Raw genomic sequence first — 22,028 nt, forward strand, 5'->3', positions numbered from 1 at the left:
CCATGTCACACACGGTACACGACAAGAAGAAACTGCTGGCACGGGTCAGGCGCATCAAGGGACAGACGGGGGCACTGGAGAGCGCGCTGGAGCAGGAGAGCGACTGCGCCGCCATCCTGCAGCAGATCGCGGCCATCCGCGGCGCGGTCAACGGCCTGATGCTGGAGGTGCTGGAGGGCCACATGCGCGAACACCTGGGCGCCGCCGAGGCGACCCCGGCCGAGCGGCTGGAGGACCTGGATCAGGTGGTGCGGGTGCTGCGCTCCTACCTGAAATAACTACGCCCGACGAGTCGGGCGCATGGGTCAATCGAAGTCCGCATAGGGAGTGAGCGGCTGGGGTGGCATGTCGAGATCCCCTTGCCAGGGCTTGAAGGTATAGCGCAGGAAGAGGGTGGCATGGCTGGGGGCATAGTCATCGGCCTGCTGGATATCCACTCGCCCGCCGATGCGCCAGTGATCCGTCAGCCTGTGCTCCACGATGGCGTTCAGGGTGTAGCCGAAACCACTGCTGCTACCGCCTTCTACAGGAGCATTTCTGCCTGGCAAGCCGGCCGGCAGCAGACCTTCCAGCGGGTAGCGGCGACTGTCGTCGGTGCGGGAGTGGGACCAGGAGCCCGAGCCCCCCAGCTCCCAGGACCAGTCCGCGGTGCGCTGCCGGTAGTTGACCGGCACCGAGAGCGAGAAGTAGCCCTGCGGGCTGTAATAGCCCCCCTGCCCGAGTGTATAGCCGCTCAGATCCTTCTGGTAGTGCCACAGCATGCTGCTGAGCCCAACGCTGACCCGCCGGTTCGTCTCGTTGACGAGCTTGTAGTAGATGCCCCCCATGAGGCGGGTGCGCCAGTTGTCCGGTACGTTCTTGCCGGTCAGCAGGTGCTGCTGGGCGCTGCCCCAGAAGCCGATGGCACCGCCGAGATCGTGGCTGAGATCGATGCGCACACCGTTCGCCCGCACCCCACCCCAGCTGATCCCGGTGCCGGGATCGATCGTGCCCGAGTAGGAGAGCAATGAGCTGCTGACGGGACGTCGGGAGAGGGTGAGCCCCCAGCCGAGATCCCCCAGATCTCCTTCCACGGTCGCGCCGCCGACCCAGTCCACCACCTCGAAACCGAGCGGCGTGGTGCCGAGATCGAAGGCCCAGGCGCCCCCATGCCAGCCTGCCGCCAAGGTGGTGCCGGTATTTTGCTGATGCTCCTGCCCGAAGCAGTTGCGGGCGGCACAGGTGCCGAACTCTTCTTTATAGGGAGAGGCGGGCAACTTGCCGGCGTCCATGTCCACCAGCTCCACCCGGCCGAAGAAGGTGCCGCCAGCCAGCGGGGTGTCCAGTTGCAGCATCTGGGTCAGGGCGCGCAGATCCGAGAGCCCCCCCGTGCCGCTGGAGCCCCAGTAGTCGCTGTCGAGGGAGACTGTGGTCTGGCTCTGCCGGTAGTGGCGGTCGAGATCGCTGCGAAGACCCGAGGCCAGCCACGCTTCCCCCTCCTGGCTGCGGGCCAGCCGGGTCAGCTCACCCCCATCCAGATCCTCACGGGGGGCTATGCCTGCAGCCACCAGTCCCTTGCGATCCCGCGACAGGGCGCCTTCCGCGTCACCTGCATCGAAACGCTGGCGAGCGGTATCGCGCCAGAACAGCGCCGTCTGCTGGGAAGCGGGCTGCCCCGCAACCAGGGGCTCATAGGCGCTGAAGATGGCCTCTGCCGTGCCGCTCTCACCCAGCGCCTGATAGAGGTTGGCGACCCTGCGGTAGTAATTGAATTCATCGGCTGGCAGCGGACTGACCGGCCAGGCGGGCAGCCAGTGACGGGCCTGCGCCTCATCCCCCTTGGCCTGCATCAGCTCGGCCATGCCAAGCCGAGCCTCGGCCTGCTGAGGGGTCTTGGCCAGTACGCCCCGGTAATAGCGCTCGGCCTGCGCCCAGTCGCGGCGCTCTGCCGCCCACTCGGCCAAGGTGAGGGCCACATCCTCATCCGGCAGCAGGGGCTGCAACAACCCCTCTGCTGCGCGCTCATCCCCACTCTCGTGCAGTGCCCTGGCCTTGGCCAGCACTTCGCCACGGGCGAGACGCCGATCCAGTTCGCGCATGTCCGCAGACCAGGTTCGGGCCGGCACAGCGGCCAGCAGTTCACGGGCCTGGGCGCTCTTGTCCTGCCCCGAGAGATAGAGCGCGGTGGCGTAGCGCAGGGTCATCTCCTGTGGCCGCGCCGCCAGCTTGCCTCGCAGCAGCCGCTCCCCACCCGGTAGGCCAGCCAGACGTCATCCGGCATCAGAGCAAGCGCCTGCTGACGCTGACTGAGGGCCTGTGGCAACTTGCCAGCCTGATCCAGCACATCGGCCTGGGATTGCAGCAACTCGGCCTTGAGCCGCTTGCCCTCAGCCTGCAGGGCCGGATCCCGATACTGCTCCAGCAGGGCCAGCGCCCTGGCAGGATCCTGATCTTTATAGAGTTCAAACAACCGGGTCAGGGCGCGATCGCGGGCTCCCGGCATGGCGAGCACCTTGCGATAGACCCGCTCGGCCTCGGCGCTGTCGTGGCGGGCCAGTTCGGTGTCCCCCAGTCCGAGCCAGGCCTCTGGCTCCTTGCCATCCTGCTTGATGGCCTGCCGATAGAGACCGGCCGCCTTCTCCCACTGCTGCTGTTTTGCCGCCTGCTCTGCCTGGCTGATGAGCAGCCAGTAGCGATTGGTGGCCAGCAGGCTGGTCCATTTGTCCTTGTTGGTCACATTGGGGTCACGTAGCACCCGCTCGAACTGGGCGATGGCGAGCGCCCGCTGGTTGCTGCGGGAGTAGGCCTGACCGAGCGCCCCGATCAGCTCGGGATCATCGGGATTGGCGGCCAGCGCCCGCTGCAACTCGGCGACGGACGCAGTACCCTTGTCCTGATGCTGCAGCGCCTGCTGGCGCGCGCGATAGGCAGGTGAGGCCCACTTCGCCTCCTGCTCGGTGAGCAGGGCCATCCCCTGCTTCGCCTCATCCCCGCTGCCAAAGGCGCCTATATACAACTCCAACTCGGCCATGCTCTGGGGCCCGACGGGCATGTCCTTGATATCCGCCAGCCAGATCTCGGCGGCTTCATCCCGGTTATATTCGTTCAGGGCCATCTGTTGCAGCAGCGCCATCGCCTCTTGCCGCCGACCATCGGCCAGATAGTTGCGGGCCAGCCCGGCCCGCACCCTGGGTTGACCAGGGTACTGGCGATTGAGCGCCTCCAGTGCCGCCATGCCCTTGGCTCTCTGCCCCGGGATGCGTACCTGCAACAAGGCGTACTCGACCGCTACATCCAGATTCGGCGCCAGATCGTCCACGAACAGCGTGCGATAGAGTCGCTCCCCCTCCTCCAGCCGACCGGCGTTGACCAGCAACCTGGCCTGTTGTAACTGTTGGCGCTGGGCAGAATCGTTGACCGCCAGGTTCGCCATGGCCTGGCGATAGAGCCGCGAATCAGGCGCCACCTTGCCGAGCCTGTCGAGCAGGGCTTTGGCCTCCTTGACCTTGCCCTGGCGCAGCGCCTGCCGCGCCTGGGCCGCCAGCAGCTCGGGATGATTGGGTTCCACCAGGGAGAGGGAGTAGAGGGAGTTGCTGACCAGATCTTCCCGCCCGGTCGCCTCGCCGATGCGCACCCGCTCCAGCAAGGATGAGACAGGCTCCACCGCAGCCTGTGCCAGGTTGCCGCCCACCAGCACGGCGAGCAGGCAACCCAGGGTCAATCGGCTTGGCATGACTCGCTCCAACCTGGTTGCAGGGTACCGTCTGCGGCGAATCGATAGCGTCCCTGATCCCAGCCCGCACCGAACAGGGTCAGCACGCTACCGTAATAGGCATCGGCATCCTGGCCATGCTGTTTTACCTGCTCCCGCAATGTGGCCTGCATCGGCTGGCCCTGAGTCAAGGGCAGCAGGGCGGCGGCAAAGCCGGCCGGGCCACGGCCTTCGGTCTGACCGGTCTGGCTGTCGGCCCGCTCGGGCACGGCGCCCTGCTCGGCAATCTTCGCCAGCATGGGGGCAAAGTGTGCCGCCAGACCAGGCTTGTCGGGATCCTCGTCGCTCAGCATGCCGAGCCAGAGATAGACACGGATGGCATCATAGCTGCCCATGGGGCCCTTGCTGGGCGTCACCTGCCAGCCCTTGTCCCCTTGCCAGTCAATCCAGTCCGGGGAGAAGCCGTGGGGCGCACTGCCCTTCAACAAGCCAGGCAGCAGTGCCCGCATCTCGCGCCAGGGACCCTGCTGCTGTGCGAAGCGCGCCAGCAGTTGCGGGGGCAGATAACTGGGATTCAGGGTCCAGCTGCCCTCCCCCGTGAAGCCGTGCACACCGGGCAACATCACGGGGCCCAGGCCCGGCAGCGTCGCCACCTCTTCCCGAGCGATGCGTTTGAGCAACATGGTACCGATGGAGACATAGCTGTGGTTGTCCCACAGCCGACCCGCCTCGAGCAGGCTGTAGGCTATCCAGAGATCCGAGTCGGAGGCGCTGTTCTCATCGAGCAGGCCCCAGCTGCCGTCCTCCTTCTCACCCCACAGCCAGGCGGGCAGGAAACCGGTCAGATCCCCGCGGGCGAGCTGCTGCTCGGTCCAGCCCAGCAGCTTGGCGAAGGTCTCCTTGTCGTTATTGACCAGGGCGAAGAAGAGGCCATAGCTCTGCCCCTCCGAGGTGGTGATGCGACGACCGTCGGCTGGGTCTATGACTCGCCCCTCCTCGCTGATGTAGTGCTGGCGAAAATGCTGCCACTCGGGCCAGTCACAGGCGGCGAAGGCGGGCAAGGCACTCAGGGCCCACAACAGCAGGGCACCACACATTCTGTTCATCTGGTTCATCCCTTAATCTTCCTTCAGACGGCGGCGGCTGGCACCGGCCAGCAACACCCGCAGACCCCAGCCCAGCACCAGCATGCAGAGCAGCGTCAAGCCGGCGAGGCGCAGCGGATAGTTGGCAAACAGCTGCCAGACCCGCTCCCACCACGGCAAATAACCCACTTCGTAGCGCTCGCCCACCGCCAGACTCTTCACGCCCGACTCGCGGATGATGGCCACGGAACCTGCGACCTGACCGCGCAGGGCGTCATTTTGCAGGGTGTCGTTGAGCAGGGTCACGCCGGCCGGGCCATCCGCCAGCAGGGCCACCAGGCTGCGCTGATCATGGGTCGGCGACTGCAACCCCAGGATGGCGGCAATGGCCTGATTCCCGCTCATGCCGATCCGAGCCTGTGGCTCCCGATCGGCCAGGGAACTTAGCAGATCGTCCCGATATTCACGATGTGGCTGGTTGATCCAGCTGCTGGTGGAGGCCAGCAGCGCATCGGGTTCGGCGTCCTGCTGGAACTCCTTGGGCAGGGAACCGATGAGCAGGGTGTCGAGATCCTCCCCCCGCGCCTGCTCCCAATCGTTGACGATCCGCAGTGACAGCGCGGGATAACCTGTCTCGGCACCGATGGCGCCCATCGCATTGAGCAAGGTGGTGAGCTGGGCCGGATGGGGCTTGGCAGGCATTACCACCTGGGTATCCGCGAGATCGGCCATGCGGCTGAACGGGAAGCCAGAGTTGGCGAAGGCCTTGAGATCCGGCATCTCGATGAAGTGGCGATAACCGGTGAAATCGATGGTGGAGCTGTCGTCGATGCGCACCTGATGGGCCGGCGGCAACACCAGATCGCAGCGGCCATTGGCATTGCCCCCCATCGACTCCTGAGCATATTCGAACGAGAAGCTCAGGTTGTTGACCTGGGTGGTCTTGAGCCCCGGCATGCGCAGGGTCCTAGCCTGATCATCCCCGGCAAACCAGAGCGGCAGCGTGAGCAACTGCTCACTCTTGAACTCGCCGGGCTCCAGGGGGAAGGACTTCATGAACTGGCCGTTGACCGCCACATCCAGGCGGGAGCCGTCCCGCATGATGGGGGCCGTGTGGTGATACTTGAGGTCGGCCTTTATCCCGTTGGCCCCCAGCAGATAGAGATCCGGCGGCAGCCGCAGGGTCATGCTGAGGGGCCAGAGCCGACGGCCCGTGGCCTGCAGCTGGCCCTGATAGTCGGTCAGCTCGTCGAAGCGCATCTTGCGATCGAGCCGCACCCAGTTCGGCGCGTCGTAAGGTTGGCGAGGGGAAAGGGGTTTGACCTCATCCACCCGCACGCTCTGGCCGCGCAGCAACACATCCCCCTGTGCCAGCCCCTTGGCGGCCATCAGCAGATCCTGCTGATCTCGCCCCAGGATCAGCAGCAACTTCACGTAAGGGTTGTCGGGGGAGCTGATCATGTCGATGGTCGGCCCCTTCACCTTGGGATAATCCGCCAGGAAACCGGGTCTCTGCTCATTGGTGGCGAAGACGACAGCGTTGCGATCCGGCAACTTGTCGATGAGCACCGGGAACTGCTGACCGCGCCACTGCGCCTTGGCGCCGAACCAGGAGGCCAGTACAGCCGCCGCCTGTTGCTGCTCGAGGGGCACCTCGCCGCTGAACACCATGGGCAGGGTCAGCTTCTTGTTGTCTCGCATATCGAGGAAGGGCATGGGGAAGAAGGAGAGCTCGTTGCGCACCGGCAAGGTCTGCAGTTGCAGGCTTAGCTTGCTGTCCCGGTTGACGTTGAGCCAGAGGGTATCGCTCGACGGGTTCTCGCACACGTTCTGGTAGTGGCCGACGAAGCTGACCTTGAGCCGGTTGAAATCCTTGGCATAGCGGGGATCCAGATCGATGCGGACATGGCTGCGCTCCCCCATCTGCTCCTTGGTGAGGGCTGTGACCCCCATCAGCTCATCGTTGAGGTAGACCTTGATCTGGGAGATGAGCGGCAGCAGGGAAGGCGACGGGGTGAAGTCGAGATCCAGGCTGGCCTTGGTGACCACCTCGTCCCGCCGCACGGTGAAGTCCGCCTGACCATCCGGCGCATTGCCGCGCAGAGAGAGGGTGCCCGGGGTCGAGGCCATCTGCTCGAAGCTCTGGTCCAGGCTGCGCACCGGCGCGGGGACGGGCGGCAAGGGCCCGGTCCCGTCGGCGGCCACCGCACTCTGCGCCATCAGCAGGAGAGGAATAAGGTAGCGTTGTGGTTTCATCAGCCTTCCACTGTCTGTGGGGTCGGAGCCTGGGACCGGAAATCCGGTGAGACGCGACGAGGAACGAAGGAGAGCAGCCAGCGAGCCAGCTTCTCAAGCAGGATACAAATCGGTTCGAGCGGGGAGCTGCGGGCCAGGCGCCAATAAGCCCCCCAGCCGAGCAGCGTGATGTCGAGCAGGCTGTGCAGCGGCCTGTCCTTGCCGAGCCGCTGCTGCCACAGGGACCAGGTATCGGCCCGGGCGAAGGTGCACTGGATGAAGTCGATGCTCTGTTGCTGCGCCATGGGTTCGAGCTCCAGCCCGAGCTTGCGGCCAAACACCCGCTGCACCTTGGCGGCAAACTCCTGCTCCCGCTGGCCACTGCGCAGCAGTAGCCAGACCCGCTCCTTGCCGACCAGGGGCAAGGGGCTCTCCAGCAGCACGCCCACCCCGCCGTTGGAGTAGTCCCTGACGGTGCAGGGATAGAGGTGACCGTTGGCCAGCTTGATGGCCGCCTGCATCACCATCTCCACCCTGGGGTTGGAGCGCACCTGACGCGACTCGAAGGCCACCGCCAGGGCGCCTCCCAAGATGGTCAGGTTGTAGAGGGTCCAGATCATGCTGAGGATCAGGGTCAGGATCTCGTCGGCGGGGCCGGTCAGGATGCGCCAGACACCGAACCCCAGCCCGCACAGGCTGAGCAGGATCAGCACCAGATAGGGGCGCGAGACCGACAGGTCCAGATACACCTCCTCCGTCATGCCCCCCTTGGCGGTTACGTTGAACTTGCCCTTGTGGGGGGCAAACAACGCCACCGTCGTCGGTCGGGCGATATACCAGGCCAACACAGTCTCATACACCTCGCCCCAGAAGGAGTGGCGTACCTTGCCCTGCAAGCGGGAGTTGGTCAGGGCGCTGTGGAAGATGTGCGGCAGCATGTAGAGGGCGATGGCCGCCGCTGGCGCATAGATGATGTAGGCGTGCAGGATCAGGAAGGCCAGCGGCGCGGTCAGGAAGATGATCCTGGGAATGCCCGACAGGAAGTGCAGCATGGCGTTGAAGTAGCAGAGCCGCTGACCGAAGTTGAGCCCCTTGCCGAACAGGGGGTTGTCCAGGCGCAGGATCTGCACCATGCCGCGGGCCCAGCGAATGCGCTGGCCTATGTGGGCAGACAGGCTCTCGGTGGCCAGTCCCGCCGCCAGCGGGATCCGGATGTAGGCCGAGGTATAGCCGAGCCGGTGCAATCGCAGCGAGGTATGGGCATCCTCGGTGACCGTCTCCACGGCGATACCGCCGATCTCGTCCAGGGCCGAGCGCTTGATGACGGCACAAGAGCCGCAGAAGAAGCTGGCATCCCACATGTCGTTGCCATCTTGCACCAGCCCGTAGAACAGAGCCCCTTCGTTCGGCATCTTGCGAAAACGCTGCAGGTTGTGTTCGAACGGATCGGCTGAGAAGAAGTGGTGAGGGGTCTGCACCACTCCCAGCTTGGGATCCCGGAAGAACCAGCCCACCGTCATCTGCAGGAAGGAGCGGGTCGGCAAGTGGTCGCAGTCGAAGATGGCCACCAGCTCCCCGCTCGCCTGCTTGAGGGCATTGTTGATGTTGCCCGCCTTGGCGTGCTCGTGGGTCTCCCGCGCCACGTAGCGGATCCCGACCCCTTCGGCAAACTCGCGAAACGACTCGCGGCCCCCGTCATCGAGCAGCCAGATGGTCAGCTTGTCCTTGGGCCAGTCCAGGCCCATGGCCGCGTAGACTGTGCCCTTGACGATGGCGAGATCCTCGTTGTAGGTGGGGATCATCAGATCCACCGTCGGCCACTCGGCCGGATCCGCCGGCAAGGGGGCCGGCGGACGATTGAGGGGCCAGGCCGTCTGCCAGTAGCCGAGCAGCAGCACCACCCAGGCATAGGTCTCGGCAAACAGCAGCAACAGGCCGCAGGTGAGGCTGACTGGATCGAACCAATCCAGGGTCGAGGTGTAACGCCACCAGATGTAGCGGCAGGAGACGGTGAGGGAGAGCACCATCATCATCAGCATGGGGTAGCGGCCCGGCACGGCGCGCAGGATGAAGGCCATGACCACCAGCATGATGACGAACACCAGCTGGGCCTGCAGGGTAAACGGCTGGGTGATGCAGAGCAGGGAGAGGCTGCCCGCCACCACGCAGAGCAGCACGCTCTTCCAGCGCGCCTCCCGCGGCGTCGCGAGCGCCGAGGCCAGCCCTTTCTCCTCCTGGCGCAGCAACAATGTGCTGAGCCCCTGAGTGCCCCGCTGCCAGGCTCGCTGCCAGGAGGCGGGCCAGCGCAGGGGAATGGGTTCTGGCCGTCGCACTATGAGCCAGAGACTCTGCAACAGGATGCGCAGGGGATCCCCGGCCCTGGGTTTGGCCACCTGGGGGTAGAGCCCTTTGGCATGGCTCAATATCCACTGCCAGCCGTGGCGCTCCAGGGGGAACAGGGTCCAGGCCAGCAGCCAGAGCAGGGTCAGGGTGGCGGCACCCGCCTTGGATGCCCCCTGCTCGCGCAGGGTCTGGTAACGCTCCGCGCACCAGCGTCCCGCCGTCGGTGTCACCAGTGCGGCCAGCATCAGGCGTCAGCCTCTCGCATCAGGCACCAGAGCGCCAGCGCGTTGAGTTCATGGGCGATCAGGCTGGTGGGGGAATAGCGACCCACGGGTTGTTTCGCCGCCATGGCCTCGGCCATGGCTTCGTCACGGTGCAATCGCTGGGTGAGCTGAGGAAGTCCTGCCGCAGACCAGAGATCCAGCAGATCCTGCTGCAGGGCGCGACGGCTGGTGAACTGGGTCACCAGCAGTCGCTCGTCGGCCACCCAGGCGCGGCGGTAGAGCCGCACATGGCTGTTGGCATCGGCATTGACCACGGTCAGCCGCCGACAGGGCAGCACCAGCGCCGCGTCCAGGGGCACATCCAGCAACAGCAGATCGTAACCCTCGATGGCTTGCAGCCAGTCAAGGGAGCCTGCATTGGATTGGCCGCCATTAGACTGGTCGCCATTCGGTTGATAACCATACGCCAGCAGATCGAGCCCAGTTTCGTAAGGGTGCAGGGCAGAGCGCCACTCCCGCGCGGGATCGCTCAGTTGGCGCCAGCCAACGGCTTCGTCGTGAGGCAAGCCCAGATGAATGCCGAGCAGGTTGTCCGGGCAGAGATCCACCGCCAGCACCCGCGCCCCCTGCTCCCGCGCGGCCCAGGCCAGTCCGGCGACGATGGAGGTGGTGCCGACACCACCGCGGATCCCTTGCAGCGCCACGATGTTCATTTGCGGCTCCGGTTCATGTCCAGCTCCGCCAGCAGCGGGAAGCGCGCACGCAGGGCGGCCAGGTGTTCGTTGAGGGCTATGTCCTGGTAGGGAAGCTGGACATCGAATGTCTGCTGCACCATGGCCACGTCACTCACCACGCCCCCCTCGACTGGTACGCCGAAGGGGGTCAGCGGCATCTGTTGCTTGTCCGTCTTCATCCCGATCTCCTGCGTTACTGGGGATAGGGGACCCAGTCCCCCTGTCCCAACTTGATGTGATACTTGTCCTGATACTCGATCACGATCGAACCCTGGTTTTCCGCCACGGACGGGGTCTCCGGCAGGTTGTCCAGCAGGGCGTTCCAGTCGATGGTGTCGCTATCGAACAGCTTGCCCCCCACCAGCCTGGAGGTCAGCTCCGAGATGGCCAGGAAGCTGCTGGGGGTGTCGATGTTGCGGGTCGCCTCGTGGGCCGCCTTGGTCCCGATCAGCGCGACACCGACCGGCACCTCTGTGATGCTGGGACTCGGGATGTCCCGCAGGCCGGCCATCTGCATCTTGTCCCCGGCGATCGCGGCGCCGTGCTCAGGCACCACCACCACGGCCACCTTGCGGCCGGATTTCTCCAGCGCGGTCAGGAAGCTGTCCAGCTGATCCAGCATGGTCTGCAGCCGCGCCTTGTAGGGGGCTATCTGGCGGTTGGCCGCATAACGGTTGCCATCGTGCAGAGCAATGAGGTTGAAGAAAGTGACGTTGCGCGCCGCCTTGCTCTTCTCCCGCTCGCTCAGCCAGTGGCCAAGCACGTCCGAGGTCCGGTAGATGGGTTCCCCATCGAAGGAGGCGATATCATGGACCATCCCCTCCTTGCTCATGAGGGGCGTATTCAGGCCGGCATACAACTGCAGATCCTTGAGGTAGTTGCCGAAGGCGCCCGAGTGATCCATGGCAACCTGCTGCTCGAATCCTAGCTGGGCCAGGTTGTCAAACAGCAGACACTGGCTCGGCGCCGTCACATAGAGCCCGGCGTGGCTGGGCTGCCCGCAACTGGCGCGTAGCAGGCGGATGGAGGCCGGGCCGCTGTAAGAGGTCGCCGAGTTGAAATGCTTGAACATGATGTCGAAGTGGCGCCAGACCGGGTGCTCCGTCAGGCCGCTCGCCTGCACGTCGCTCCAGGCAAGGGAGCAGATGTTGATGATCAGCACATCGAACGGCGACGCCTGATCCGGCAGCTTGCTCGGGAACTGCACCAGACGATCCCGCTCCTCCCCGTAGAAATCGTCCAGGTAGGCGTTGAGGTTCTCATTGGTGGGGGGCGCACTCTGATCCAGCTGCTCCGTCATCGAGACCTTCTTCTCTGACGTCTCGGAGGCCGATGAACTGGCCTTGGGCGTGCTGACCGTCGCCACCTCAGTGGAGGCAAACGGGTTGCCCACCAGGGGCGAGAGCCACAGCCAGAGCAGGGTGAGCAGGATCCAGGGGGTGAAACGCAGCCACTGGGCCACGAACAGATAGAGGGTCAGCATGACGAAACCGGCGCCGACCATCTCCCAGTTGATGAAACGACTGAGCAGTTCCAGCCAGTAATCCAGGGTGAAGGAGAAGACCTGGCTACCCTGAGCCCGGATGCTCTCTATGCCGGGCAACCAGGTATCGTGATAGAAGATCCCGACCCCGATTGGCAATGCCAGCCAGTGGCGCAATCGTCGTGCGCGCGCCCAGGGCAGAGGGAACAGCAGGGCCGCAGCGAAGACCAGGTTGATCAGGGGGTGGAAGTTGAGGTAGCCCGCCCACAGCAGGGCCAACTTGGCGAGAAAATAGATATTCCAGCCGCCCAGACCTTGCCAGTCCAGCCAGGGGGAAGAAGAACGAGAGACGTTTCGAGTCATCGGCGATGGGTCACCTGTTATTGGCAGACCCGGATGAGGGGCCAGAGCACACTGCGTTCATTACTAAGTAAATACTTAGTTTATTATGCAACTAATTGGCCAGCTCAAGTGAACCCCGATCTTGCGCCTGGCTCGGGAAGGAGTCGGCCAAAGTAAAGCCCCATATGCACCCCGATATTATCCAAGTGACGCCTTAAAGCCCATCCCCAAGCCCTTAAAAGAATAGATATATTTTGTATATAACTGTGAGCTGGCGCTTGTTCACGAGTTTCCGGGGCGACTCGCTACGACAACAGCTGTCACCAGGCGCCGGGTCGAACAGCTTGAGGCAAGGTCTGGATTACGCCATGATATCGACCCCGGCCCGTGGCCGGCTGGATTGGACAGTTAACTTCAAGGACCCCCCATGTTTGAACACGTCGATGCCTATGCTGGCGACCCCATACTGACGCTAGTCGAGACCTTCCACAAAGACACCCGCGAACAGAAGGTGAACCTGGGGATCGGCCTCTATTACGATGAGCAGGGTCGCATTCCCCTGCTGGCCTCGGTACAGCAGGCCGAAGCCGCCCGTGCCGCCGCCCCGGCGCCGCGCCCCTATCAGCCGATGGAAGGGGCCGCCAACTACCGCACCGCAGTGCAACACCTGCTGTTTGGTGCCGAGCATGCCGCGGTCAAGGCCGGTCGCATCGCCACCATCCAGACCATTGGGGGCTCGGGCGCATTGAAGATAGGCGCCGATCTGCTCAAGCGCTACTTCCCGACCTCCGAGGTCTGGGTCAGCAATCCGACCTGGGACAACCACAAGGCCATGTTCGAGGGCGCCGGCATCAAGGTGCACGACTACCCCTACTACGACGCGGCCACCGGCGGCGTCCAGTTCGATGCCATGATCGCCTGCCTGAGTGCCCTGCCGGCCAAGAGCATAGTGTTGCTGCACCCCTGCTGCCACAACCCGACCGGGGTGGATCTCTCCCGCGCCCAGTGGGATCAGGTCATCACCCTCGTGGTCGAGAAGCACCTCATCCCCTTCATGGACATCGCCTATCAGGGCTTCGGTGACGGTCTGGAAGAGGATGCCTACGCCATCCGCGCCATGGTCGATGCCGGCGTCAGCTTCTTCGTCAGCAACTCCTTCTCCAAGAACCTCTCCTTCTACGGCGAGCGCTGCGGCGGCCTGTCGGTCATCTGCCAGGACGCGGAAGAGGCGGGCCGGGTGCTGGGTCAGATGAAGGCGACCGTGCGTCGCAACTATTCCAGCCCCCCCACCCATGGCGGTCAGATCACCGCGGCCGTGATGAACGACGCCAGCCTGCACGCCCTCTGGGTCGGTGAAGTGACCGAGATGCGCGTGCGCATCAAGGCCATGCGCCAGAAGCTGTTCGAGGTGCTGAGCGCCAAGGTGCCGGGTCGCGATTTCAGCTACTTCGTCAGCCAGCGCGGCATGTTCAGCTACACCGGTTTCACCCCGGAGCAGGTGGACAGACTGCGGGAAGAGTTTGCCGTCTACCTGGTGCGCTCCGGTCGCATGTGCGTGGCGGGCCTCAACAGTCGCAACGTCGACTACGTGGCCGACGCCATGGCCGCCGTGCTCAAGGGCTAAGCCCCAAGCCCCGCTTCGGCGGGGCTTTTTGTTTCCCCTTCCCGCTTTTACCAGGAGCCGCTATGGATCTGATTGCCCTCTCCCGCCTGGGCGGACGCCATCTGGTCACCCTGCACCTGCTGCTGGACAGTCAGAGCGTCACCCGAAGCGCCGAGCGCCTCTGCACCACCCCCTCCTCCGTCAGCAAGACTCTTAACCAACTGCGGGAACTGCTCGGGGATCAGCTGCTCTACCGCCAGGGCAACCAGTTGCTGCTCACGCCGTTTGCCGAGCGGCTCGGCCCCAGCCTGCACCGCTTGCTGCGCGAGTTGAACGGCCTCGCCAGCCAGGAGGGATTCAACCCCGCCAGCTGGCAGGGGCAACTGAACATAGCGCTGCGCGAGAGCGGCATGGTCTGGCCCATGGGGCCCATTCTGGGTCGCTTGATGAAGGAGGTACCGGGGATGACGCCCGTCATTTGGAACAAGGATGAGCAGGCGTTGGCGCGACTGGCGGCGGGCAAGCTCGACTTCGTGATCCTGCCCCACGATCAGAGCCAGCCCCTGCCAAGCCATCCTGGCCTAGTGTGGGAGCCCCTGCGCGAAGACAGGCTGATCTGCCTGCTGCGATCGGATCACCCGGCCCTCTCGCGAGACTGGGATCTGGATGCTTACCTGAGCTGGCGCCACATCGCCATTCGCGACACCGAGCTCGCCAACCCCTTCTTCGAGCAGAGCCTGGCCCAATTGCAGGTACGCCGTCAGATAGGCGCCACGTTGCCGGACTTTGGCAGCGCGGCGGCCCTGCTACGCCAGAGCGATCTGATCCTCACCGCCATCGAAGGTTGGGCGAATCAGGCCGATCTGCCGGGACTGGTGCGACTGGCGGCCCCCTTTGACTATGGCGCCGTGACCCACAGCCTGGTGTGGTACGGCCCCACGGAGGAAGAGCCCGCCCTGCGCTGGTTCCGTCAACGGATCCTGCAACTGGGACGGGTTATGGCTCAAGGCTGAGCCAGAGCAGGCTCAGGGCTTCTTGGTGTAGATGGGACCGGGGAAGGAGGCGACGTTGCTGCCGAGCTCTGTGATGCGGGCCGCCCCCTGCTTGCGCACCTGATCGATACGCAGCACCTGATGCATGGGGATCAGGGTGCGGTTGACGTCGGCAAACTCGCTCTTGAGCTTCTCGTGACTGGGATCGACGATGAGCGCCGTGTGGTTGTCCCAGACGAAGTTCGCTATTTCGATGAAGCCGAACAACTGCCCCTGATTGACCTCCCGGACGTAGACTTCGTAACGCTCGCTGTGACAAATGAACTGCACTCGGTATAAGGCGTTGGCTTCACTCATGGCTGTCTGTTGATGGTGGACGGTTTTCCCATTCTAGCCGCCACTTCGCGCACACCAAATAGACAGACATCACAGTTGCGTCATATCGAGTCTCAGAGCTGCCCATCCCCAGGCTCAGACCAGGGCGGGCAATGCAATCGGGCCAAACCCCTTGGCAATCAGGGCCTTGGCCAATCGCTGCAACTCCTCCATGCCCGCCTCCTGCCAGCTCAGCGCCCCCCCGCGCACCCCGTGATGGCGAAACCCGTTGAGACGGATGGAAATGGGGCCCAGGCTCTGCAGGAAAGCGCAAAGCCCTGCGTCCAGCCTCCCCCCCTCATCGACGAAATCCGTCCTGCCCGGCACCTGCAGCAGGCGCAGCTCGGCCAGCTTGCCGCACCGTGCCAGCAGTTGCAGGGAGGCCAGCACCCGCTCGCGATCGTAGCCGGTGAGCGCGCGGTGCACCTCGTCCCGCCACCCCTTGAGATCCAGCATGGCGCCATCCAGCACAGGCAGCAGCCGCTGCCAGCCCGCCAATGACAGGGAGCCGTTGCTGTCGAGCAGACAGCTCAACCGAACCAGTTCCGGGTCTGCCTTGATGAGGGTGAACAGGGCGACCACGAACGGCAGTTGGGTGGTCGCCTCGCCGCCGGAGACGGTGACGCCGCTCAGCAGCGGGCCGTAGCGGCGCAGCTCTGCCAATACCTCGGCCACCGACATGACCCGGGTCTTGGGGCTGGCCTGGCGCGGGCAGCCGTCGGTGCAGCGATCGCAATGGGTACAGAGCGCCCCTTGCCAGCTCACCCGCCCCTCCGCCATCGTCAGGGCGCCGCTCGGACAATCGGCCACGCAGTCGCCGCAGTGATCGCACAACCCTATGGTGTGTGGATTGTGGCAACCGGGGCAGTGAAAGTTGCACCCCTGCAGGAAAATAACCAGACGATTACCCGGTCCATCCACGCAAGAGAAGGGCAATATTCTGCTGACGACGGCGGTGCGCGCCAGCAGTCGGCTCTGGTCAGCACTCACTCAGGCAGCTCTCGAGGGCCACCACCCGAGGAGAGCGCTGGCGAATGCCGGTCAGCTCGCTCGCCTCGGCGCCGAGGCAGGTGGTCTGCAGGCGCGAGCCCTCGGCCGCGAAGCGGGCCACGTCGCTCTTGCGGATCATGTAGCCGGTAACCCGCACCAGATCGCTGTCCCCTACGTTGGCGCTGAACTCCCGCATGCCGAGGGCGAAGGCCCCCTTGCACAGTTGCAGCAGGGCCTGAGGGTTCTGACGTATGGTGGGATCCAGGGTCAGGATCTCGCTGATACCTGAGCCATAGAAGCCGTGGTGCGGCGCCAGCGCCAGCACGTGGCTGGCGGGATCCGGCTCCTCGCCGTAAGGGATGCGCACCCCGGGTGTCACGCCCCTGTCCACGCTGAGGCCCCCCTGGGCATGGAGCAGGGCTCGCCCGTTCCAGGCGTGAAGCTGAGGTCTGCTGGTCACATAACCGGAGAGCTGTGCCGAGATGCGATAGCCGAGCCGGTTTGCCTCTTGGTCGCGGCCGTAACGCTCTGGCCGATTTTCCTTCTCCATCAAGCTATTGACCGCCTCCGCCATGCCATAGATGCCGAACATGGGCACGAAGCGCGCCTCCTCGATCAGCCCCTCCTGCACCAGGAAGCTGTCAAAGAAGCCGGACTCCAAATGCAGGAAGCGGGCGCGGGCCTCGATGAGCAATGAGGCCTGCTCGCAATAGTGGGGCAGCCATTTCTCCAGGAAGTCGTCGATGCCGGCGCTCTGCTCGGCCACCTTCTTGAGGGAGATGCGCACCAGGGTATTGGCGCCGCCCCCCAGCGGCAGGGCGTTATAACAGCTGACGATGCCAAAACCGCGGGTATCGAAGGTGTCCCTGTGCAGGGGGTAGTTGACGATATGGGGTTTGCCGCACTGGGCGATATTTTGTACCGCCTGCATCAGCAGGGAGTCCGGACTCTGGGCGGGGTCGTGGAACAGGCTGAGGTTTGGCGCCACCTGCTTGAGCTCGCCATCGATGCGCAGGATCAGCCGGCAGACCCGGTTGTCATCCGGCCCGATGTTGACGTGCATGAAGGCGTCCGGCAGCACCCTGTCCAGGTAGATCCAGAAGCGCCGCAACTTGCCATAGAGGGTCTCGTCGTCCAGCGCTCCGACGAAGGGCAGCAGTAATTGATCCAGCAGCCCCAGCCAGACCGGCATGCCGGTCACAGAGGGCACGTGATGATAGAGGATGCGCAGGGCATCCAGGGCCTCATCGAAATCCTTTGGCGGTGCCAGCTCCAGCCAGGCCGAGCCCTGGCTCAGGAATCTCTGGTAATCCGGCAGCACGTAGCGCGGCTTGTAGGGGGCATGCCCCTCGAACATGTCGCACAGCACCCCTTCTGCCATGGCATCTGAGACGCTGGCGGGGAGATCCGGGTAAGGCAGGGCATTCTCGGCGGCAAGCGCCAGGGCGTGGCTCTTCTGGGTCGGTGAGAGCAGAGGGTCGCGCACTATGCGCTGACAGGTGGCGGTGAGAGACATAACAGGCTCCTAAACGGATGATGTCTAAATCCTCACATTTGAAAGGCCTTATTTGAAGTGACATTCACAACACAGCGGATGTCGACAATAGACATCCGCTATGCTGGATCACGGGCTATGCCAGCCAAGGCAGCAGGGTCAGCAGGCCCCCTTGCCAGCGCAGCAGGAAGAAGCCCCCCATGCCGACCACCACCACCACCAGGGTCGGCAGCCGCAGCAGGGTCAGTACCGTCACCAGCAGGGTCGCCGCCAGGTAGTCGGGATCCCAGTCCAGCCCCTTGCCGGGCTGGTAGCTGAACACGATGGGCAGCCAGATGGCGGTCAGCACCGACTGGGCCGAGAAGCTCAGGAAGGCCCCCATCTCGGCGCCGGGTTGATAACGGGTCAGCCGCGAGAAGAAGGCGAAGCGGTTGAAGAAGGTGATCAGGGTCAGCAGCCCTATCATCAGCCAGCTCATGATTACCTCCTCATCCGATGCAGCATATAACCCACCAGCATGCCAGCCAGGGCCGAGATGATGATGTAGATCTCCGCCAGCAGCGGCTTGGTGAGCAGGGCCGTGCCGCCGCTCACCAGGGTGGCCGCCACCATGGGCAGGTTCTTCATGGCCGGGATCGTCATGGCGATGAAGGTGGCCGCGATGGCGAAGTCCAGCCCCATGTGATCCAGCCCCTCCATGCACTGGCCGGCGGCGATGCCGAGCAGGGTCGCCAGGTTCCAGAACAGGTAGAACACGAAGCCCGCGATCAGCGCGTAGGCGGGATTGAAGGCGCCGCTGCGCTCCCTGTCCTTGAGCGCCACCGCGAACATCTCGTCGGTCAGGAAGAAGGCCAGGCTGGCGCGCCAGCGCAGGGAGAGCGGCAACACATCCCGGCGGAAGGTGAAGCCGTACAGCAGGTGCTGGGAGGTGATGACGAAGGTGGAGCCGACGATGGGCAACAGCGGCGTACCGGCCCCGAACAAGGTGGTGGCCGAGAGCTGGGCAGCGCCGGCATAGACCAGCAGCGACATCAGCTGGGCCTGGAGGGGGCTCAATCCCACCTGCAGCGCCAGGGCGCCGCACAGGATGCCCCAGGGAATGACCGAGACGGAGAGCGGGAGAATATCGAGGGTGGCACGCCACCAGAGCGCACGCGAACTCTCGACCCCGGCGTGAGGGGGGCGAGCTTGGGAAATCATGAGGTCATCCTTGTCCTGCCAACGAGAACCGAAAAACCTAACACAGGGCGGGGCGAGATACCACGCCGCCGTCGAGGCAATTCGTGCAATGACAAGAAGATAGAGATGACACGCCCGTCCTCCCGGTGCAGGGATGGGACGGGCGTGACGAGGGGATCAGGGCTTGATGACGATGGGGGTACCGGGTTCGATGGCGTTCCACACCTCATCCAGATCGTGGTTGAGCATGGCGATGCAGCCATTGGTCCAGTTGGACGGCTGCAGACGACGGTTGCCTATGTCGTTGCGCTGACCGTGGATCATGATCATGCCACCGGGATTCACGCCCTTCTCGTTGGCCGCCTTGATGTCGTCCAGATTCGGGTAGTTGATGTGGATGGCCTTGTAGTAGCCGGAGTTGGTCTTCTTGTAGTCGAGGATGTAGCGCCCTTCCGGCGTCCGCTGATCCCCTTCCTTCTGCTTGTGACCCATGGGCGCCGGGCCCAGTGCGATCCAGTAGCGTTTGACCTCTTTGCCATCCTTCATCAGGGTCAGGCTATAACTCGACTTCTTGACCACGATCATGTCCGCAGACAGGGTCGCAAAGCTCAGTGCGGGCCACAGCCCCAGCAAACACAACAATACGGCTCTCATTCCATCCCTCGACAAGCCTTAAGGCCTTTCTTTGTTAGCAGATCATCTGAATGTCGCCACTCTCGGGTGGCGAGCGAGCGCCATGATATGGGATCGCCATCAATACTCAATATATCCAGAGAAACATATCTGACGCCACTCCCCCGACCGCCCACAGGCATGCTCGGCAACCTGGACGAATGCACAAGCAAAACAGTGAGATAGTCCTTTCATTGGGATCTGGGTCTCAAAGAGAGACTAGTACGAAAACGAGATGCCTATTGATGCTTTTCGTCTCCTTCCCCCCGGGTGTACCCTGACGCCGACTGTGTTCCAAGGAGACCCCATGCCCCCCCTTCCCTACTTAGGCGCCGGCCTTGTCGGCCTGCTGCTGGCGGCGCCCCTGTCTGCCGCCCCCTTGTTGCTCGAGAGCGGGAGCATCAGCTATCGCATCGATCCCGATACCCTCGCCATCTCGGTGGGTGAGGTGCCGGTCAGTGCGGGACAGGCCGCCCGCCAGGTCGATCAGCTGCAACAGGATGCCCAGCACATCAGCTGGCATTGGCCCGCCCAGGAGACCCGGGTCGAGGCGCGGCTGGATGGCCAGGATCTGCTGCTGACCCTCAGCAGCGACGGCCCCCGCCAGCTTGGCTGGTACAGCCTGCCGAAGAACCAGACCCACCTCTCCATGGCGTTTGGCGAGGGGAGCCGCTTCTCGGTCCGTGACAGTGACTGGCTCGGCTATGTGGGCGACGAGCTGGCGACGCTCGACACCCATTACGATCTCAAGCTGCCGCTCTGGAGTCAGGATGCGGGCAAGCTGACCTACAGCTGGATCCTGCAGAGCCCCTACGACAACCAGCTCAGCTTCACCCGCAAGGGGGGCCGGCTGCAGCTTATCGCCAGCCACGAGTTCAACCACTTCAACCCGGCCCCGCTGGTGGTGCGGCTGCACGTGGGGGATGACTGGCTGGCGGGGGCGAGACGCTACCGAGAATGGCTGCAGGCCGAGGGAGCCTGGCAGTCTCTCGCGGACAAGTTCGCCCGCATCCCGGCCGGGCGGCGGCTGATCGGCGCCAGCCACCTCTATCTGTGGGGGGATGCCCTGCTGGATCGCCAAGACGTGACGAATTGGGCCGCCCTGCAGGCCAAGATCACCCAAAAACCCGAGTGGCTGAAGACCTTCACCCCTGAGGAGCGCGAGGCGCTGGCGGCCACGGCCCCCCAGATCTGGCAGCAGAGCCAGATAATGGAAGGGCTCAACCGGCTGATAGCCCGCCAACTGCCCCTCTCCACCCAGCAGGGCCCTGCCACTCAGGGCAAGGTGCTGGCCCTGCGCCAGCAGTGGGTCAAGAGTCAGTTCGGCGAGCTGCTGGTGCCTCAGGCGCGATGGGGTCAGGGGTTGTCACTGCCGGTCATAGAGGCGCTGCAACAGGCGGGACTGCGCAAGCTCTGGCTCGGCACGCCCCAGTGGACGGCTGCCCTGCAGCAGGATCAGGCCATCGCCGCCGCCAAACGGGCGGGTTATCTGGTGGGCAGTTATGACTCCTACGACACCGCCATTCCCCCGGGCAGCAACGATACCTGGCTCACCGCCCAGCTCCCCCCCGAGCTTGGCAAACGCTGCGCCATCATAGAGGCCGACGGCAAGCCCAGACCCGGCTTTGGCGGCGAGGGGGTCTACCTCAACCCAGGCTGTACCCTGCCCTTAGCCAAGGAGCGCATGAGCGAACTGGCCAGGGCCAGCGCCATCAACAGCCTGTTCCTCGACGTAGATGGCACCGCCATGGCCTCCAGCGACTACAGCCCGGCCCACCAGCAGGGCAGCGCGGCCATGATAGCCGCCCGCAACGCCCGCATGAGCTGGGTGGGAGAGCGGCTCGGCCTGGTGCTGGGCTCGGAGGATGGCAACGCCCTCACCAGCAAGCCGCTGATGTTCGCCCACGGCATCCAGAGCTGGGGCTTCGGCTGGACCGATGCCGCCATGCGCAAGCAGGCCAAGTCCCCCTACTACCTCGGCAAGTGGTGGCCAGACGAGGCGCCCCAGGTCTTCTTCCAGCCCGCTCGCCTCAAGCCGCGCTACCTGAAAACCGTGTTCAACCCGGCGGACAGGCTGCCCCTCTATCAGGCGGTGTTCCACGACTCGGTGATCAACAGCCACCACTGGCTGCTGGATAACCTCAAGTTTCCCGCCATCCGGGAGGAGCGCGCCCTACTCGGCCTACTCTACAACACCCCGCCCCTCGTCAACCTGAGCCGCAGCACGCTCAAGAGTCGATTGCCGGAGCTGGTCAAGCTGGACGCCCAGTTTGCGCCACTGCACAAGGCGCTGTGGGACAAGGCGCTGGTGGACTTCCGCTGGCGGGACGGGGCCGGCAAGGTGCAGGAGACCCGCTTCTCCGACGGCAGCCGGCTGGTGGCGAACTTTGGCAAGAGCAGCATCCAGATAGATGGGCACAAGCTACCGGGCCGCCAGTTGCTGGTGGCGCTCAAGGGCCAGCCCGTCACCCTGCTGAAGATCTGACTCCCCCTCCTCTCAATGAAAGCGCCCTGCCAATGGGCAGGGCGCTTGACCAAACACTGACTCCCCTGCTCGGTGCACGGCAAGCAAATCCCTCATTCCA

The 22,028-nt window shown here is 64.3% G+C and carries 18 protein-coding genes; 4 read left to right on the forward strand and 14 right to left on the reverse strand.

All coding sequences use genetic code 11. From position 1 onward, the window contains the following. Positions 1-2: 2 nt before the first annotated feature. Complete coding sequence (locus CUC44_RS07725; protein WP_100859388.1) at positions 3-278, forward strand: metal/formaldehyde-sensitive transcriptional repressor; 276 nt, start codon at positions 3-5, stop codon at positions 276-278. A 27-nt stretch (positions 279-305) separates the two neighbouring features. Here CUC44_RS07725 and CUC44_RS07730 read toward each other — a convergent pair whose 3' ends face one another. The 8 genes from CUC44_RS07730 to bcsG are packed head-to-tail and all read right to left on the reverse strand — an operon-like array spanning position 306 to position 12,158. Then, complete coding sequence (locus tag CUC44_RS07730; RefSeq protein WP_100859389.1) at positions 306-2,183, reverse strand: cellulose synthase subunit BcsC-related outer membrane protein; 1,878 nt, start codon at positions 2,181-2,183, stop codon at positions 306-308. Beyond that, the gene (locus CUC44_RS07735; protein WP_100859390.1) at positions 2,180-3,712 is read right to left on the reverse strand and encodes a tetratricopeptide repeat protein; all 1,533 of its coding nucleotides are present in this window, start codon (positions 3,710-3,712) and stop codon (positions 2,180-2,182) included. Before CUC44_RS07735 ends, CUC44_RS07730 begins: the two co-directional genes overlap by 4 nt. Continuing rightward, positions 3,697-4,797, reverse strand: coding sequence for a cellulose synthase complex periplasmic endoglucanase BcsZ (gene bcsZ / locus CUC44_RS07740; RefSeq protein WP_100859422.1), 1,101 nt, complete (start codon positions 4,795-4,797; stop codon positions 3,697-3,699). Before bcsZ ends, CUC44_RS07735 begins: the two co-directional genes overlap by 16 nt. A gap of 12 nt (positions 4,798-4,809) precedes the next feature. Beyond that, positions 4,810-7,032 (reverse strand): cellulose biosynthesis cyclic di-GMP-binding regulatory protein BcsB, encoded by a 2,223-nt coding sequence (gene bcsB, locus CUC44_RS07745; RefSeq protein ID WP_167388827.1) that lies wholly within the window; start codon positions 7,030-7,032, stop codon positions 4,810-4,812. Then, positions 7,032-9,599 (reverse strand): UDP-forming cellulose synthase catalytic subunit, encoded by a 2,568-nt coding sequence (bcsA, locus tag CUC44_RS07750; protein WP_100859392.1) that lies wholly within the window; start codon positions 9,597-9,599, stop codon positions 7,032-7,034. The genes bcsB and bcsA overlap by 1 nt, the downstream gene beginning before the upstream one ends. Further along, positions 9,599-10,291, reverse strand: a complete 693-nt coding sequence (bcsQ, locus tag CUC44_RS07755; RefSeq protein ID WP_100859393.1) for a cellulose biosynthesis protein BcsQ — start codon at positions 10,289-10,291, stop codon at positions 9,599-9,601. Before bcsQ ends, bcsA begins: the two co-directional genes overlap by 1 nt. Beyond that, positions 10,288-10,491: a cellulose biosynthesis protein BcsR gene (gene bcsR / locus CUC44_RS07760; protein ID WP_100859394.1), complete on the reverse strand. Its 204-nt coding sequence runs from the start codon at positions 10,489-10,491 to the stop codon at positions 10,288-10,290. The genes bcsQ and bcsR overlap by 4 nt, the downstream gene beginning before the upstream one ends. A gap of 14 nt (positions 10,492-10,505) precedes the next feature. Next, positions 10,506-12,158 (reverse strand): cellulose biosynthesis protein BcsG, encoded by a 1,653-nt coding sequence (gene bcsG / locus CUC44_RS07765; RefSeq protein WP_100859395.1) that lies wholly within the window; start codon positions 12,156-12,158, stop codon positions 10,506-10,508. Positions 12,159-12,564: 406 nt separating this feature from the next. Between bcsG and CUC44_RS07770 the strand changes: the two genes are divergently transcribed. Further along, complete coding sequence (locus tag CUC44_RS07770; RefSeq protein ID WP_100859396.1) at positions 12,565-13,761, forward strand: amino acid aminotransferase; 1,197 nt, start codon at positions 12,565-12,567, stop codon at positions 13,759-13,761. Between the two features lie 62 nt (positions 13,762-13,823). After that, entirely contained in the window at positions 13,824-14,753 is a 930-nt protein-coding gene (locus tag CUC44_RS07775) for a LysR family transcriptional regulator (protein ID WP_100859397.1), read from the forward strand. A gap of 12 nt (positions 14,754-14,765) precedes the next feature. Here CUC44_RS07775 and CUC44_RS07780 read toward each other — a convergent pair whose 3' ends face one another. From CUC44_RS07780 to CUC44_RS07805, 6 genes are all read right to left on the reverse strand, one after another. After that, on the reverse strand, positions 14,766-15,089 hold the full coding sequence (locus tag CUC44_RS07780; protein WP_100859398.1) for a DUF1820 family protein: 324 nt from the start codon (positions 15,087-15,089) through the stop codon (positions 14,766-14,768). Between the two features lie 114 nt (positions 15,090-15,203). Beyond that, positions 15,204-16,097 carry a YjjW family glycine radical enzyme activase gene (locus CUC44_RS07785; protein ID WP_244166734.1) on the reverse strand — a complete coding sequence of 298 codons (894 nt, stop codon included), beginning with the start codon at positions 16,095-16,097 and terminating at the stop codon, positions 15,204-15,206. Beyond that, on the reverse strand, positions 16,087-17,613 hold the full coding sequence (locus CUC44_RS07790) for a YjjI family glycine radical enzyme (RefSeq protein ID WP_100859399.1): 1,527 nt from the start codon (positions 17,611-17,613) through the stop codon (positions 16,087-16,089). Before CUC44_RS07790 ends, CUC44_RS07785 begins: the two co-directional genes overlap by 11 nt. A gap of 115 nt (positions 17,614-17,728) precedes the next feature. Continuing rightward, positions 17,729-18,070, reverse strand: coding sequence for an AzlD domain-containing protein (locus tag CUC44_RS07795; RefSeq protein WP_100859400.1), 342 nt, complete (start codon positions 18,068-18,070; stop codon positions 17,729-17,731). A 2-nt stretch (positions 18,071-18,072) separates the two neighbouring features. Beyond that, on the reverse strand, positions 18,073-18,792 hold the full coding sequence (locus CUC44_RS07800; RefSeq protein ID WP_100859401.1) for an AzlC family ABC transporter permease: 720 nt from the start codon (positions 18,790-18,792) through the stop codon (positions 18,073-18,075). 156 nt (positions 18,793-18,948) lie between these two features. Next, on the reverse strand, positions 18,949-19,425 hold the full coding sequence (locus CUC44_RS07805; protein ID WP_167388828.1) for a L,D-transpeptidase family protein: 477 nt from the start codon (positions 19,423-19,425) through the stop codon (positions 18,949-18,951). A 325-nt stretch (positions 19,426-19,750) separates the two neighbouring features. Between CUC44_RS07805 and CUC44_RS07810 the strand changes: the two genes are divergently transcribed. Further along, a complete protein-coding gene (locus CUC44_RS07810) occupies positions 19,751-21,928 on the forward strand; it encodes a glycoside hydrolase (protein ID WP_100859403.1) in 2,178 nt (725 codons plus the stop codon). Positions 21,929-22,028 lie beyond the last annotated feature (100 nt).

The organism is Aeromonas lusitana, from assembly GCF_002812985.1.
GTDB lineage: Bacteria > Pseudomonadota > Gammaproteobacteria > Enterobacterales > Aeromonadaceae > Aeromonas > Aeromonas lusitana.